Annotated in this window: 14 protein-coding genes; 8 read left to right on the top strand and 6 right to left on the bottom strand. The window is 71.9% G+C overall.

Annotation, left to right across the window (positions count from 1 at the left end):
- Positions 1–124: 124 nt before the first annotated feature.
- Together IO36_RS31085 and IO36_RS31080 are read left to right on the top strand one after the other, a co-directional pair.
- Positions 125–1,195: a zinc-dependent alcohol dehydrogenase family protein gene (locus tag IO36_RS31085; RefSeq protein WP_037624621.1), complete on the top strand. Its 1,071-nt coding sequence runs from the start codon at positions 125–127 to the stop codon at positions 1,193–1,195.
- Positions 1,196–1,467: 272 nt separating this feature from the next.
- On the top strand, positions 1,468–2,391 hold the full coding sequence (locus IO36_RS31080; RefSeq protein WP_037624620.1) for a carbamate kinase: 924 nt from the start codon (positions 1,468–1,470) through the stop codon (positions 2,389–2,391).
- Positions 2,392–2,523: 132 nt separating this feature from the next.
- On the opposite strand, the gene IO36_RS31075 is transcribed toward IO36_RS31080, so the two are convergent.
- A complete protein-coding gene (locus IO36_RS31075) occupies positions 2,524–3,186 on the bottom strand; it encodes a CBS domain-containing protein (RefSeq protein ID WP_037624619.1) in 663 nt (220 codons plus the stop codon).
- Positions 3,187–3,489: 303 nt separating this feature from the next.
- Here IO36_RS31075 and IO36_RS31070 point away from each other — a divergent pair, with 303 nt between their 5' ends.
- Entirely contained in the window at positions 3,490–3,999 is a 510-nt protein-coding gene (locus IO36_RS31070) for a DUF2231 domain-containing protein (RefSeq protein WP_037624616.1), read from the top strand.
- Positions 4,000–4,138: 139 nt separating this feature from the next.
- Here IO36_RS31070 and IO36_RS31065 read toward each other — a convergent pair whose 3' ends face one another.
- Complete coding sequence (locus IO36_RS31065; RefSeq protein WP_209441294.1) at positions 4,139–5,014, bottom strand: universal stress protein; 876 nt, start codon at positions 5,012–5,014, stop codon at positions 4,139–4,141.
- A gap of 263 nt (positions 5,015–5,277) precedes the next feature.
- On the opposite strand from IO36_RS31065, the gene IO36_RS31060 reads away from it, so the two are divergent.
- Positions 5,278–5,721 (top strand): universal stress protein, encoded by a 444-nt coding sequence (locus tag IO36_RS31060; RefSeq protein ID WP_037624613.1) that lies wholly within the window; start codon positions 5,278–5,280, stop codon positions 5,719–5,721.
- 91 nt (positions 5,722–5,812) lie between these two features.
- Here IO36_RS31060 and IO36_RS31055 read toward each other — a convergent pair whose 3' ends face one another.
- The 4 genes from IO36_RS31055 to IO36_RS31040 form a co-directional block, all read right to left on the bottom strand.
- Positions 5,813–6,265, bottom strand: a complete 453-nt coding sequence (locus IO36_RS31055) for a CBS domain-containing protein (RefSeq protein ID WP_037624611.1) — start codon at positions 6,263–6,265, stop codon at positions 5,813–5,815.
- Positions 6,266–6,293: 28 nt separating this feature from the next.
- Entirely contained in the window at positions 6,294–7,283 is a 990-nt protein-coding gene (locus IO36_RS31050) for an Acg family FMN-binding oxidoreductase (RefSeq protein WP_037624608.1), read from the bottom strand.
- A 217-nt stretch (positions 7,284–7,500) separates the two neighbouring features.
- Complete coding sequence (gene metX, locus IO36_RS31045) at positions 7,501–8,664, bottom strand: homoserine O-acetyltransferase MetX (protein WP_078943555.1); 1,164 nt, start codon at positions 8,662–8,664, stop codon at positions 7,501–7,503.
- Between the two features lie 5 nt (positions 8,665–8,669).
- On the bottom strand, positions 8,670–10,031 hold the full coding sequence (locus IO36_RS31040) for a bifunctional o-acetylhomoserine/o-acetylserine sulfhydrylase (protein WP_078943554.1): 1,362 nt from the start codon (positions 10,029–10,031) through the stop codon (positions 8,670–8,672).
- 912 nt (positions 10,032–10,943) lie between these two features.
- Between IO36_RS31040 and IO36_RS31035 the strand changes: the two genes are divergently transcribed.
- The 4 genes from IO36_RS31035 to IO36_RS31020 all read left to right on the top strand — a co-directional run bounded on the left by IO36_RS31035 (position 10,944) and on the right by IO36_RS31020 (position 14,574).
- The gene (locus IO36_RS31035) at positions 10,944–11,840 is read left to right on the top strand and encodes a TauD/TfdA dioxygenase family protein (RefSeq protein WP_037624606.1); all 897 of its coding nucleotides are present in this window, start codon (positions 10,944–10,946) and stop codon (positions 11,838–11,840) included.
- Positions 11,837–12,730: an ABC transporter permease gene (locus IO36_RS31030; RefSeq protein ID WP_037624605.1), complete on the top strand. Its 894-nt coding sequence runs from the start codon at positions 11,837–11,839 to the stop codon at positions 12,728–12,730. The genes IO36_RS31035 and IO36_RS31030 overlap by 4 nt, the downstream gene beginning before the upstream one ends.
- Positions 12,727–13,458: an ABC transporter ATP-binding protein gene (locus IO36_RS31025; RefSeq protein WP_037624603.1), complete on the top strand. Its 732-nt coding sequence runs from the start codon at positions 12,727–12,729 to the stop codon at positions 13,456–13,458. The genes IO36_RS31030 and IO36_RS31025 overlap by 4 nt, the downstream gene beginning before the upstream one ends.
- 63 nt (positions 13,459–13,521) lie before the next feature.
- Positions 13,522–14,574, top strand: coding sequence for an ABC transporter substrate-binding protein (locus IO36_RS31020; RefSeq protein WP_037624601.1), 1,053 nt, complete (start codon positions 13,522–13,524; stop codon positions 14,572–14,574).
- The last annotated feature ends 36 nt before the right edge of the window (positions 14,575–14,610 follow it).

The raw sequence follows: 14,610 nt of genomic DNA, 5'->3' as shown, positions 1-14,610 counted from the left end.
CGGACCTCGTCGGGTGCCGAGCGGCGGACATCGAGGGCCGGACGGCCCAAGCGGAGCACCGCGCGACGGGACAAGCTGGACTTGAGAGACCATCTCGGACCGAGCAGGGAAGGGTGAGGCGACCATGAAGGGCTACGTCTTCCACGGTCCCGGACAGTCCGCTTGGGAGGATGTCCCGGACCCGGCGATCAAGGAACCCACCGACGCCATCGTGCGGGTCGGCGCCGTGACCATCTGCGGCACGGATCTGCACATCCTCAAGGGCGATGTTCCCGAGGTGCGTCCGGGAACGGTCCTCGGCCACGAGGCGGTCGGCGAGATCATGGAGGTCGGCAGCGATGTGCGGACCGTACGTCCCGGCGACCGGGTCCTGGTGTCCTGCATCAGCTCCTGCGGACGCTGCCGCTTCTGCCGCGAGGGAATGTACGGCCAGTGCCGGGGCGGCGGAGGCTGGATCCTCGGCCACCTGATCGACGGCACCCAGGCCGAGTACGTCCGCGTGCCCTACGCGGACCTGTCCGTGCACGCGTTGCCCGGAGCCGTCGACGACAAGGACGCCGTCCTGCTCGCGGACATCTTCCCGACGTCGTACGAGGTCGGTGTCCTCAACGGGCGCGTGCGCCCTGGGGACACCCTCGCCGTCGTCGGCGCGGGCCCCATCGGTCTGGCGGCGATCGCCACGGCCCGTCTCTTCTCGCCCGAGCGCGTCGTCGCCGTCGACCGTGCCGCGTCCCGGCTGGAGGCCGCCAGGAAGCTGGGCGCCGACGCCGTGGCCGACGCGGACGAGGACCCCGAGCAGCTGATCGCCGACCTCACCGACGGGCTCGGCGCGGACGTGGTCATCGAGGCGGTCGGGGTACCGGAGAGCTTCGAGCTGTGCACGCGCATGGTGCGGCCCGGCGGACACGTGGCCAACATCGGCGTCCACGGCCGGCCGGCGACACTGCACCTGGAAGACCTGTGGATCAAGAACGTGACCATCACCACCGGCCTGGTGGACACCCACTCCACGCCCACCCTGCTGCGCATGGCCGCCGCCGGCCGGCTGCCGACCTCGCAACTGGTCACCCACACCTTCCCGTTGAACGACATGGAGAAGGCCTACGACGTCTTCTCGCGGGCCGCGGACACCGGCGCGCTCAAGGTGGTGCTCGGCGCGCCCTCGCACGAGGACCTCGCCGTTCCCACGGCCTGACGACAGGAGGGCTCGCCCGCTCACGGCGCCGGCCGAACGGCCCCTGCCCCAGGGGCCGTTCGGCCGGCGGCGGCCGGGACCAACGGCCTCGGACGGGGAAGGTCGGCCACTGACCTCGGTCCCTGTCCACTGCCGAGAATCGTGAGGTCTTCTCCCACCGGCCTCCGTCGGGCGGTCTCCTCCCACCGGTCTTCGTCGGTGTCGACCACCGGGCGGAGCGCCCGCCGCACACCGTCGAGGCCGTCCCGGCCGTCACCTTGGAGGTCCGCGTCATGCGCATCGTCATCGCTCTGGGCGGCAACGCCCTGCTGCACCGCGGCGAACGCCCCGACGCGGCCGTCCAGGTCTCGAACATCGACCGCGTCACCAGCGCGATCGCCGCCCTCGCCCATGACCACGAGGTCGTCGTCACGCACGGCAACGGCCCCCAGATCGGCCTGCTCGCCGCCGAGAGCGCCGCCGATCCCGCGCTGAGCGCCCCCTACCCGCTCGACCTGCTCGGCGCGCAGACCCAGGGCCTGATCGGCTCCCTGCTGGTGCGCAGCCTGCACGACGCCCTGCCCGGACACCGGACGATCGCCCTGGTCACCCACACCCTGGTCCGGGCCGACGACCCCGCGTTCGAGCACCCCACGAAGTTCGTGGGCCAGGTGTATCCGTACGACATCGCGTCGGAGCTCGCCCGTCGGCGCGGGTGGCACATCGCGGCCGACACCACCGGCTGGCGCCGTGTCGTCCCCTCCCCGGCGCCGCAACGGGTCCTGGAGACCGACACCGTCCACGAGCTGCTCGCCGGCGGCGCGCTCGTCGTCTGCGCGGGCGGCGGAGGTGTCCCGGTGACCGCCGACGCCGACACCGGAGCGCTCACCGGGGTGGAGGCGGTCGTCGACAAGGACCTCACGGCGGCCCTGCTCGCCGAGGAACTGAAGGCCGACTTCCTGCTCATCCTCACCGATGTGCCCTGCGTCTACGCCGACTTCGGCACGCCGGCCCAGCGGCCCGTTCTCGGCGCCACTCCCGCCGACTTGCGCCGGGGACGCTTCCCCGAGGGTTCGATGGGACCCAAGACCGAGGCGGCGGCCCGGTTCGTGGAACGCACCGGCGGGCTGGCCGCGATCGGCGCGCTGGACGCGGCGTACGAGATCGTCCACGGGGCGTCGGGCACGCTGGTCCGCCCCGACCTGCCGGTCATGTGACCCTGAACGGGAGCACCCCGTCGCGGGTGTCGTCCGCCTCAGGAGGTGGCGTGCGCGTCAGGACATGCCGGTCGGGACGTGCCGGGGGTGTGTCAGAACGTGCCGGGGGGTGTGTCAGGACGTGCCGTCCGCTCAGGACGTGGCCTCCGCGGACTCGCCGCTGAGCTGGGGTACGACGTCCACGACGCCCTCGATGGCGTGGACGAGGCGCACCGCGACCGAGACGAGGGAGGTGTCGCGGACGTGTCCGCGCAGGGTGACGATCCCCTCGTCCACGGTCACGTGGATGGCGTGGCTGAAGCCCGGGAAGAGGTAGGACACCACCGTGCGGCGGACTTCCTCCTCTATCTCGTCGTCGGGCCGCAGGAACACCTTGAGCAGGTCGGCGCGGCTGACGATGCCCTGGAGCATGCCGACGTCGTCGACCACGGGGAGCCGCTTGACCCGTCGGACGGCCATGATCCGGGCCGCCTGCGCGAGCGTCGCGTCGGCGTGGACGGTGACCGCCGGAGTGCTCATGAGTTCCGCGGCCCTGGTCGCACCGGCCTTGGCGGAGTCGGCGAGGCGCTCGCGCTGCCGGGACAGGCTCGGTTCCTCGTCCCGGAACTCCTCCTTGGGCAGCAGGTCGGCCTCGGACACGACGCCGACGACGCGTCCCTCGCCCTCCAGCACGGGCATGGCGCTGACCCTCCACTGTTCCAGGGTGCGCACGATCTCCTTGAACGGAGCGTCCCGACCCACGGCCACGACCGTCTGGGTCATCACGTCGCTGACGATGTGCGGAGTGCCGGACATGTCCCAACACCTCTCCTCGGTACGGTCCTGACCTGACGTCGAAGCGGTCGTGCGGCTCGGCGAGCGATAAGGGCCGTCGGCCGTCGCGTCCACGCCCTGTCATGGGTGCCACCTCAACTCTCCGCCGGGCCCCCCGAGGCCGCTTGGGCCGGACGGTCCCTTCCGCTGCCCCGGTGGACCCTGGCAGCCCGGCGCCGGGAGCGACGGACGGGCGCGGAGTTCAGAGGAACCTGAGAGATTCCTGTGCCACGCTGGCGCGCCTGATCAACACGGTGAGTACCCACCCTTCTCTTGGAGTTGCCGATGAGCCTGGTCAACGGCCTGCCCGCGCACGTACTGCTGGTGCATTTCGTGGTCGTCCTCGTTCCCCTGACCGCGCTCGCCCTCGTCGTCTGCGCGATATGGCCCGCCGCGGCCCGGCGTCTGGGCCTCGTGCTGCCGTTGCTCGCGCTGGTCACGCTGGTGAGCGTGCCGCTCACCTCGAACGCGGGTGAATGGCTGGAGGGACACGTCGCCGACAACGCACTGGTGCGCCGCCACGCCGAGCTCGGGGACGGGCTCCTTCCCTGGGCCGGGGGCCTGTTCGTGCTGGCCCTCGCCCTGTGGTGGAAGGTCGGTCGCACCCCGGCGTCCGCGGACTCCGACGCCCCGCGCCGCCCCGGCACGCCGGTGCGGGTCGCCGCCGCGGTGCTGTCGCTCGCGGTGGCCACCGGAGCCGTCGTGGACGTGTACCGCATCGGCGACTCGGGCGCGAAGGCGGCGTGGCACGACGGCTACTCGAAGACGGCCTCGCACGGGGGCGACGAAGGCTGACGGGCCCGGTCTCCGCTGCGACGGCCGGGAAGCGCGTGCATCCAGACCGCACGCGCTTCCCGGCCGGCGAATCCTCGAAGTCACCCAGCGGCCAGGGCAGTTGCCGGGCCGGGGCGAGACAGTCGGGGGCAAGGGCCCATCAAGCCCGGTTCGGTACGACCGCCACCGGGCAATCGGCGTGGTGCAGCAGGGTGTGGCTGATCCGCCCCAGCTGGAACCCGACGCGGCCGGACCTGCGACGCGCCCCGAGGACCACCAGGTCGGCCGCGGCCGAGCGGTGGACCAGCACCTTGCGCGCCGCTCCCTCGACCGCCGTACGGGACACCCGGACGTCCGGGTGCGCGGCGGACGCGTCGGCGACCAGATCCGCGATGAGGGCGGCGGCCTGCTTTTCGTGCTGGTGCTCCGGATCCTCCGCCGAGGCGGTGGAACCGTCCGCCTCCCGGACCGGACACCGCCAGGCCCGGACGACATCCAGCTCGCACCCGCGGGCCTCGGCCTCCCGGAACGCGAAGGCGACGGCTTCCCGACAGGTGTCGAGGTCACCCGCACCGAGCACGATGCGCTCATGGGATCCGGCCAGAGCGGCCTTGTCCCCGCGGACCACGACGACCGGGCACGCGGCGCGGGCCGCGACCGACAGCCCCACGGAACCGAGCAGCGTCCCTTTCAACTCGCCGCGGCCCCGCGAACCGGTGATCAGGGCGGTGGCGTTCCGCCCTTCGTCCAGGAGCGCGGAAACGGCCTCGGCGGGCACCGTCTGCGTCGAGACGCTCAGGTCGGGGTTCTGCCGGAGGACCCGTTCCGCCGCCGAGGCGACGATGTGTTCCGCCAGGACCCGCTCGGAGGAACGTTCACGGCTCAGCGTCGGCAACGCTCCCTCGTACCGCTCCCACAGCGACGCGTGGACCAGCCGCAGCGGAAGCCGGCCGCGTGTGGCCAGGTCCACCGCCCAGTCGACGGCCACGAGGCTGCCGTCCGATCCGTCGACGCCCACGACCAGGGGGAGTGTCATCGTCCCCACCGCCTTCTCTCTCGACCGCGTGGATGCGGGTAGGGGGTGTCACTTCCACGGTGGTACGCGCCACCGGACGACGGCAGGGGCCGTTCAGCCCTCATCGGTGACATTCAGCCCTGATGGCACGGACGACCCGGAGCGCGACGGCCCGTCACACCGCCGGAAGCCCTTCTCTGGCGGCACCGCGGTGGGTCCGCCACCGTGGGGATCAGGGGCGGACCTGCCAGGTGGGCGACCACCGACCGAGGAAGGCGGAACGCATGGGCAACGAAGTCTCCGGGGCGCGCGTCGTGGTGGGCGTCGACGGGTCCGCGTCCTCGTACGAGGCCCTGCGCTGGGCTCTGCGATACGCCGGGCTGGTCGGTGGCGCCGTGGACGCGGTCGCGGTGTGGGAGCTGCCGGGTCTGTACGGATGGTCGGGGCCCGCCGTGGACATGGACTTCGACGAGGAGGAGTCACGACGGCGGATGCGGACCGAGATGGCCGAGGCGCTCGGGCCGGAGGCCGCCGACGCGGTCAGTACGCGGCTGGTGCACGGCAACGCCACCGACGTGCTGCTGCGGGCCGCCGAAGGCGCCGAGATCCTGGTGGTCGGCAGCCGGGGGAGGGGCGGGTTCGCGAGCGCCCTGCTCGGTTCCGTCAGCCAGCACCTGGCCCAGCACGCGACCTGCCCGGTCGTGATCGTGAGGGCGGAGAAGTCCTGAGGGGGTGGACCGGGACGCTGCGGTGCGCGTCCGGGTCCCGTGTCACGGGCGGCCGCCCATCACGCGGGCCGGGTGTCACGGCAACCGCGCCTCACGTGCGGGACCCGGCCCCGCGGGGCGTCGCCGGCGGTTCCTGGAGGATGCCCCAGGCGACCGGGCCGAGCAGGTCGGTGAGGCGTCGGAAGACGTCGAGCAGCAGGTCGTCGACGGTCAGCATCCCCACCACCCGGCCTCCGTCCAGCACCGGGAGCCTGCGGATCCCGGTCCGGCGGAACGCACGGTAGGCCACCTCGAGGTCGTCGTCGGCGGCGACCGTGACGGCGGCCGCCGACATGACGGTGGCCACCCGCGTCCCCGGGGCCAGGCCCTCGCCCATGCCGCGCACGGCGAGATCGCGGTCGGTGACGATGCCGCGCAGGACACCGTCCTCGACCACGAGCACCGAACCCACGGCCCGTTCGGCCATCAGCCCGGCCACCTCGGCCAGGGACGCGTCCGGGGCCGCGCACACCGGGGGAGCCGTCATAGCCGCCGAGATCCTCATGACCGTGCTCCTCGTCGGGCGGAGGTCATCAGAGGAGTTCCAGTACGTCGGCCACGGGCCGGCGCGGGCTCGGTTCGCCCTCGGGGCCGTGACCGAGCCGGATCACCATCTGGACGTTGGCCATGGCGGACAGGGGGTCGCGGACGGCCCACCGGATGTCCGGCCACTCCAGCGGCTGGGACGTGATGGAGGCGACGAGCCCGTCCGCGGTCGCCTGGAGCAGGACCCGTTCCAGGGCCTGACCGGCGCGCAGCCACTCCAGGGGCTCGTCACCGGCCGTGCCGAGCAGGACGATGTTCGGGCTCTTCTCGAAGTGCGCCGTCTCGCGCCCGGGGACCGGACGTCCGACGGCGAAGTCGCGGACCGGGACCGAGGTACCGCGCTGTCGCGGACCGAACGCCCCGGCGGGGATGCCGTCCGCGGTCCCGGTGGCGGACGCCGGTTCCGGGTGGGTCCACCGCACCGTCTCCTCGTGCACACCGGGGTCGAGTGCCTCCGTGTCCTCGGCGTCCCGGACCAGCTCGACGATGGCCCGCACGTGCCAGGCGTCGGGGAAGAACAGTTCCGCGCCTTCGAGCCGGGCCGCCTCCGCCAGCCGTTCCTTCGTGGCGGCGGGGATGTCGGCGTCGCGGAAGGGCTGCCGACTGGAGTGACGCCGCCGGATGGCGGGGGCCAGCCGGGCGAGCGTGTCGTCGACCGGAGCGCTGCCGAGCAGACGTACGTCGGCGAGGAGCTCCGTGGAGGTGGGGTCGGGCAGCAGCCGTACGTCCGGCGCGAGCCCCGCGGCAGCGGCGGCCACCCGCAGGTTGAGCAGCGCGGCACCGCAGCCCATGAGCAGGCCGCGGTTGTCGGGGTCGGTGTGCGGGAGTGCCCGCCGAAGGTCGGCGTACAGCCGCAGGACGCCCGTCTCCCGCAGACAGCGGAACGCCCAGGGCTGCGCGTTGTGCAGTGAGGGCGCGGCGGTGGCGTCCGCCACGAGTGCGGTGACGGTGTCGGCATCGAGCGGTTCGGCGTTCACGGTGCTGTCCCTTCGTGCGGCTCCTCGTCCCACCCCTTGGCGTGGCGACGTCCGGACCGGCCGACGGGACGGTCACGGAGTGCCGCCGCCACCCCTTCCATGAAAGGCCTCGGGGGCATCGGCCCGGCAGGGGCCATTGGTCCCCGTCCCGGGCCCGGTCGACCCTGCCCGTCCGTTCGTGCCGGTCACCCCTCTCCGCGGTCACCCCTCCTCCCGGTCACCCCTCCTCTCGGCCGGTCCGCCTCCCGGCCAGGAGTTCCCGTACGAGCGCCGCGACCTGTTCCACCTCGATGAGGAAGCCGTCGTGACCGTACGGGGACTCGATCAGCCGGAGACCGTCGGCGCCCGGGATGCCCGCCGCCAGTTCCGCCTGCTGGGCCTGCGGATAGAGACGGTCGGAGCCGACCCCGGCCACGAGGGTGTCGGCGCTCACCCGGCTCAGCGCGGCCCGGACGCCGCCGCGGCCCCGCCCGATGTCGTGGCTGTTCATCGCCTCGGACAGCACGACGTAGCTGCCCGCGTCGAAGCGGCGCACCAGCTTGGCGGCGTGATGGCCGAGGTAGGAGCCGACCTGGTAGCGGCCGCCGTTCCAGGGGTCCTCCATGCCCTGGGACGCCCGCCCGAAGCGGACCTGGAGTTCCGGCTCGCTGCGGTAGGTGACGTGGGCGATGCTCCGCGCCAGGCCGAGTCCGCTGTGCGGGCCGCGGCCGGTGTCGTGGTAGTGGCCGCCGAGCCAGTGCGCGTCGGAGCGGATGGCCCGTGTCTGGACGTCGGCCCAGGCGATCTGCTCGGCGCTCGCCGAGGCCGCCGTGGCAAGGAGCAGGAGCGCGCCGGTGCGCTCCGGATGCGTCACGGCCCACTCCAGGGCGCGCATCCCGCCCATCGAACCGCCGATCACGAGCGCCCAGCGGTCGATGCCGAGCGCGTCGGCCAGGCCGGCCTCGGCCGCCACCTGGTCCCGCTGGGTGAGGAAGGGGAAGTCGCCGCCCCAGCGGCGCCCGTCCGCCGTGCGCGACGACGGTCCCGTACTGCCCTGGCAGCCGCCGAGGACGTTCGGTGCCACGACGAACCAGCGGTCCGGGTCCAGGGCGCGGCCCGGTCCGACGAGTCCGTCCCACCAGCCGGGGGTGGGATGCCCGGGTCCCGCGGGGCCGGCGACATGACTGTCCCCGGTGAGGGCGTGCAGGACGAGGACGGCGTTGGAGGCGTCCGGCGCGAGCCGTCCCCAGGTCTCGAACGCGAGCCGGGCGCCAGGCAGTTCACCGCCGGCCTCGAGGGACAGCGGCGTCGGGCGGACGTACCACTGGCGCCGCCCGGGCGGGTCCCCCTCCCGCCAGGCACCGGTGGCCGGCGGGAGGGATTCCTGATGGAGTGTCACCATCGTGTTCAGGAAGCGCCCTTGGCGGCGCGGAAGCCCGCCTCCAGGTCCGCCTTGAGGTCGGCGAGGTTCTCGATGCCGACCGACAGCCGCACCAGGCCCGGTGCGGTGCCGGTCGCCGCGAGCTGCTCGTCGTCGAGCTGGCTGTGGGTGGTGGACGCGGGGTGGATGATCAGGCTGCGCACGTCGCCGATGTTGGCCAGGTGGCTGAACAGCTCGACGGCGTCCACGAACCGCTTGCCCGCCTCCACTCCGTCCCGCAGCTCGAAGGAGACCACGGCACCGGCACCCCGCGGGAGGTACCGCTGCCCCGCCTCGTACCACCTGCTGGAGCGCAGTCCCGGGTAGTGGACGGCGGCGACCTCGTCGCGCTGCTCCAGCCACTCGGCCAGCGCCTGGGCGTTCGCCGAGTGCCGCTCGATGCGCAGGCTCAGCGTCTCCACACCCTGGAGCAGCAGGAACGAGGAGTGCGGGGAGAGTGCGGGACCGAGGTCGCGCAGCAGCTGGACCCGCAGCTTGACGGCGAAGGCGCCGGGGCCGAGGGCCGGCCAGTAGCGCAGGCCGTGGTAGCTCGGGTCCGGCTCGGTGAAGTCCGGGAAGCGGTCGGTGTGCGCACCGAAGTCGAAGGTGCCGCCGTCGACGACGACGCCCGCGATCGTGGTGCCGTGCCCGCCCAGGAACTTGGTCGCCGAGTGCACGACGATGTCCGCGCCGTGCTCCAGGGGCCGCAGCAGATACGGAGTCGGCACCGTGTTGTCCACGATCAGTGGCACACCCTCGGCGTGCGCCACGTCCGCGACCGCGCGCACGTCCAGCACGTTGCCGCGCGGATTGCCCAGCGTCTCCGCGAACAGCGCCTTCGTGTTCGGCCGGACGGCGGCGCGCCAGGCCTCGACGTCGTCCGGGTCGTCGACGAAGGACACCTCGATGCCGAACTTGGGGAGCGTGTGCCGGAAGAGGTTGTACGTACCGCCGTACAGCGACGTACTGGAGACGATGTGGTCGCCCGCGCTCGCGAGCGTCAGGATCGCCAGCGTCTCCGCCGCCTGCCCGGAGGCGAGCGCGACGGCCGCGACCCCGCCCTCCAGCGCGGCGATCCGCTGCTCGAAGACGTCCTGGGTGGGGTTGTGGATGCGGGTGTAGATGTTGCCGGGCTCGGCCAGCGAGAACAGATCGGCCGCGTGCCCGGTGTCCCGGAACACGAACGACGTCGTCTGGTAGATCGGGGTGGCCCGGGCGCCGGTCGTCGGATCGGGTGCCGCTCCGGCGTGAATCTGCTTGGTCTCGAACGACCATGCCGAGGTGTCAGGACCCGCGGGCACCTCGTCGGGGGTGTGGCCTGCGGTGACGGAATCGAGAGGCTGGCTCATGGTGCTGCTCCCTGTACGGAGGGTGAGAAAGGGAAGACGTGCGGAAACACGGCGCCTGGGACCACTGCCGTCAGAAGGCAGGGGTCGGCGCTAGGCGGTGAAGAAGAGGCTGGTCAGAAGCCGGAGCGGGAGGTCAGCTACCGGCGGGACAACCGGTGGTGGTGACACGCACGTAATCGACGTGGCGGCGGGTCACGAGCACGGTCATGGGCCCAGGTAACCACATGAGGACGTCACGAACCAGCCAGACGGCGGTTTCTCCTCCGTCGGGGGGAACGGCGGATCCCCTGCTTCAGGGGCCGTCCGTCCGACCCGGCCGACATTCCCCAAGGACCCCGTACGTGATGTCGGCCGACGCGGAATCGGCGTGCCGTGTACAGGAGTTCCGGGCAAGCGGAGGACTCCTCCGTGTCCGCGATGCAAGACTCGCTCCAAATTTCTTGACCACCCGGCCGGTGGTCTGCTGAACTCCCGTCCCATGACCCCGCACGTGGACCTCACCCGGCGGCGCCACATCGATCTGGCGCTCGTCGCCAGTACGTTCTGTTGTCGCTGACCCGGTAGCCGTCCCCGGCAGCGATCGGTCGCAACGACCCCGCACCGCGCACGAACGCGGTCGACGCACGGTCAAATGACTGACATCTGGCTGTTGTCGCGCGGGCTTGTCGTCTCCGTCTTCTGAGCGACCGCTTCCAGGTTCCTCCCCTTGCCTGTCCCTCTCGGCCTCGGCCGGCAGGGGGTCCGTGACGCCGTGTGCCCACGGCACGGCTGAGGGCTGCCTGCCTCCATGCCCTGACGTGCCGCCTTTCCCGCCTTCCCGGTCCGTCGACGCTTGCCGTCGTTGCCGCTGGCCGCTCCTGCCCATGCCCGTTTCCGGGGTGGTACGCCCACCCCCTCCCGAGAGGACCCCTCATGTCCCTGTCCATCCGCAAGCTCACCGGCCGCATCGGCGCGGTGGCCGAGGGCGTCGATCTGACGGCCCCGCCGGACGACTCCACGCTCACCGCACTCCGTGCCGCCCTCAACGAGCACAAGGCACTCGTCTTCGACCGCGCCGGCCTGGACGACGCCGGCCAGGAGCGGGTGGCCCGCTGGTTCGGTGAACTCACCACCGCACACCCGAACGTGCCGGCCCTCGACGGCACCACGAACGTGCTCGCCGTCGACAGCGAGACCTCCAAGGCCAACGAATGGCACACGGACGTCACGTTCGTCGTCAACCCGCCGCAGGTCACCACGCTGAGGTCCCTCGTGACCACGCCCTACGGCGGAGAGACGCTCATCGCCAACGCCGCTGCCGCCTACCGCGACCTGCCCGCACCGCTGCGCGCCCTCGCCGACTCCCTGCGCGTCGTGCACAGCAACCAGTACGACTACGCCCGCCCGGCACCCGCCGACAGCCGGCGGCAGGAGTATGACCGGGTCTTCGTCTCGACGCCCTACGAGGCCGAGCACCCGGTCGTGCGCGTCCATCCGCTGACCGGCGAACGCGGCCTGTTCATCGGCGGGTTCGCCAAGCGGATCGTCGGCCTCTCCAACAGCGACTCGGCGGACCTGCTGCGCATCCTCCAGTCGTACGTGACCCGGCCGGAGAACATTCTGCGCTGGACCTGGTCGCCCGGCCAGCTGCTCATCTTCGACAACCGGATCACCCAGCACTACGCGGTGGACAACTACGACGACCACCCGCGGCTCCTGAACCGGGTGACCGTCGCCGGAGACGTACCGGTCGGCGTCGACGGCCGCCCGAGCGAACAGCTCGTCGGTGACGCCTCGCACTACACCGGCGTCCTGGCGGTGGCGGCATGACCGAGATCCCTCTCGCGGCGCCCGCCGTCCTCAAGGGGCCGGGCGCCACACCGCAACGCGCCCGGGAACGTGAGGTGTTCGTCCCGCGCGACGCCCGTCGCCGTACCACCCTCGGCGCCCTCCGCGAGCGGCTGCGCTGGCCGCTGGGCATCTACACGACCCCGGTCGTGATCCTCCTGGCCTGGGAGATTCTCGCCCGCGCCGGAGTGCTCACGAAGACCTACGCCCCGGCGCCGACCTCCATCGTGAAGGCCGCCGTCGACCTGTGGCAGCAGGGCGTGCTCGGCCCGGACCTGGCCATCTCGCTGCAACGCGCCGGCCTCGGACTCGCGCTCGGACTGTCGGTGGGCATCACCGCCGGGGTCCTCGGCGGACTGCTGCGCAGCGGCGAGTACCTCTTCAACGGCCTCGTACAGGTCCTCAACACGATCCCGCTCCTCGCGGTCCTGCCCCTGATGATCGTGTGGTTCGGCATCGACGAGCTCACCAAGGTCCTGCTGATCTCCTTCGGCGCCGGCGTGCCGATGTACCTCAACCTGTTCGCCGCGATCCGCGGTGTCGACCAACGGCTGATCGAGATGACCCGCACCACCGGGGCGGGCACCTGGCGCCTGGTGACGCGGGTGCTGGTGCCCGGGTCCCTGCCCGGCTTCCTGGTCGGGCTCCGCTTCTCCCTCGCGTACAGCGTCCTGGGCCTCGTCGCCGCGGAGACCGTCAACGCCGACCAGGGACTCGGTTTCCTCATCACCCAGGGACAGACCTATCTGCAGACCAACCAGGTGTTCGTGGGGCTGGTCATCTACTCGCTCCTCGGTCTGCTCGCCGACCAGTTCGTCCGGGCTCTCGAGCGGGTGCTGCTGCGGTGGCGCCCCAGTTATGAGGCGTCATGAGCAGCACCGTAGCGACCGATCTCCGCCGCGGGACCGGTGTCGTCGTCGAGCGGGTCGTCCGGCGCTTCGGCGACCGTGCCGTCCTCGACCAGCTCGATCTCACCATCGAGGAAGAGGAGTTGGTGATCCTGCTCGGCCCCTCGGGCTGCGGCAAGAGCACCCTCCTGCGGCTCCTCGCCGGACTGGACCGGCCCGACGGAGGACGCGTCGAGGTCCCGGCGAAGCGGGCCATCGTCTTCCAGGCCGACCGGCTGCTGCCCTGGCAGCGCGTCCTGCCCAACGTCACCCTCGGCCTCCACGGACCCGACGCGGACCGGCGCGCCCGCGAGGTGCTCGCGGAGGTCGGGCTCGCGGGCCGCGAGAAGGCCTGGCCCAAGGAGCTCTCCGGCGGCGAGGCCCAACGGGTCTCGCTCGCGAGGGCACTGGTCTCCGAGCCCGAACTCGTCCTCCTCGACGAGCCGTTCGCGGCCCTCGACGCCATCACCCGGCTGCGCATGCACGACCTCGTACGCGCCCTGCGGACGAAGCACCAGGCGGCGATGCTGCTCGTCACCCACGACATCGACGAGGCGATCGCCCTCGGTGACCGCGTTCTCGTGATGAACGACGGCCGCATCGGCAGCTCGCACGAAGTCCATCTCACCGCCGCCGACCGCGAAGCGAGCGTCGCCCGCGAGGAACTGCGCGCCCGGCTCCTGGAGGACCTCGGCCTGGCCGGCCAGCACTGACGGCCCCCGACACCGACACGCGCCCAATCCCGTAACCCAGCACAGAAAGCTCAGGACATCATCATGCGCAAGACCACCAGCAGAATCGTCGCCGCCGCCGCTCCTCTCGCCCTGGCGAGCACCCTCGTCGCCTGCGGCTCGTCCTCGGAGACCTCCGCGCCGCTGAGCAACGCCGGCAACGCGAGCACCGCGAAGCACCCCGAGTGGAGCAAGTACACCTTCACCATCGGCGACAACGGCGGCGACGGCAGCGAGGCCCTGGCGAAACTGACCGGCGTCTTCGACAGCGCGCCCTACAAGGTGAAGTTCGCCCGCTTCACCTACGGACCGCCGCTCGTGCAGGCCGCCGCGTCCGGGGACATAGACCTGGGCAGCGTCGGCGACGTACCGCCGATCACCGGCGCCGCGAAGGAGTACGGCTTCAAGATCGTCGCCGTGAACCGTTCGCTCACACCCGACCAGGCGGTGGAGAACATCATCGTGCCCAAGGGATCGAAGCTGAGGACGGCCGCCGACCTCAAGGGCAAGCGGATCGCCGTCCCCCAGGGCAGCTCCGCCCACGGACTGGCCCTGAACGCGCTGAAGAGCGCGGGGCTCGGCCCCAAGGACGCCAAGCTGGTCTTCCTCGACCCCGCGGCCGCCGCGACGGCGTTCAACACCGGCAAGGTGGACGCCTGGTCGATCTGGAACCCGCAGTCCGCGATCGCGGTCAAGAACGGCGCGCGGGTCCTGGTGAAGGGACTCCCGCCCATCGACCAGACGAGCAGCTACTACGTGGCGAGCGACACCTCGCTGAAGGACAAGACCAGGCGAGCGGCCCTCACCGACGTGCTGAAGCGGCTCTCCCGTGAGTACGCCTGGGCGATCAAGCACCCCGACCAGTACGCGAAGGCGCTCTCGCAGGAACAGGGCATCCCCCTGGCCGACGCCAAGGCGTCCCTGGCCGCCTACTCGAACCGCGTCACGCCGGTCGAGAAGTCGGACATCGAGCTGGAGCAGAAGCTCGCGGACGCCTTCCTGGAGGCGGGCCAGATCACCAAGAAGGTCGATCTCCCGTCGATCACCGACAATCTGCTCCCCGCCGGATACGACAGCTCCAAGCTGACCTTCAACTGACCCCTGCCCTCCACCTCGACCCACGAAGGAGAGAAC

The sequence above is a fragment of the Streptomyces aureus genome (assembly GCF_000725495.1).
GTDB classification, from domain to species: Bacteria; Actinomycetota; Actinomycetes; order Streptomycetales; family Streptomycetaceae; genus Streptomyces; species Streptomyces aureus_B.
The sequence above is the reverse complement of the archived record's forward strand: the minus strand, read 5'-3'. Positions and strand labels throughout refer to the sequence as shown.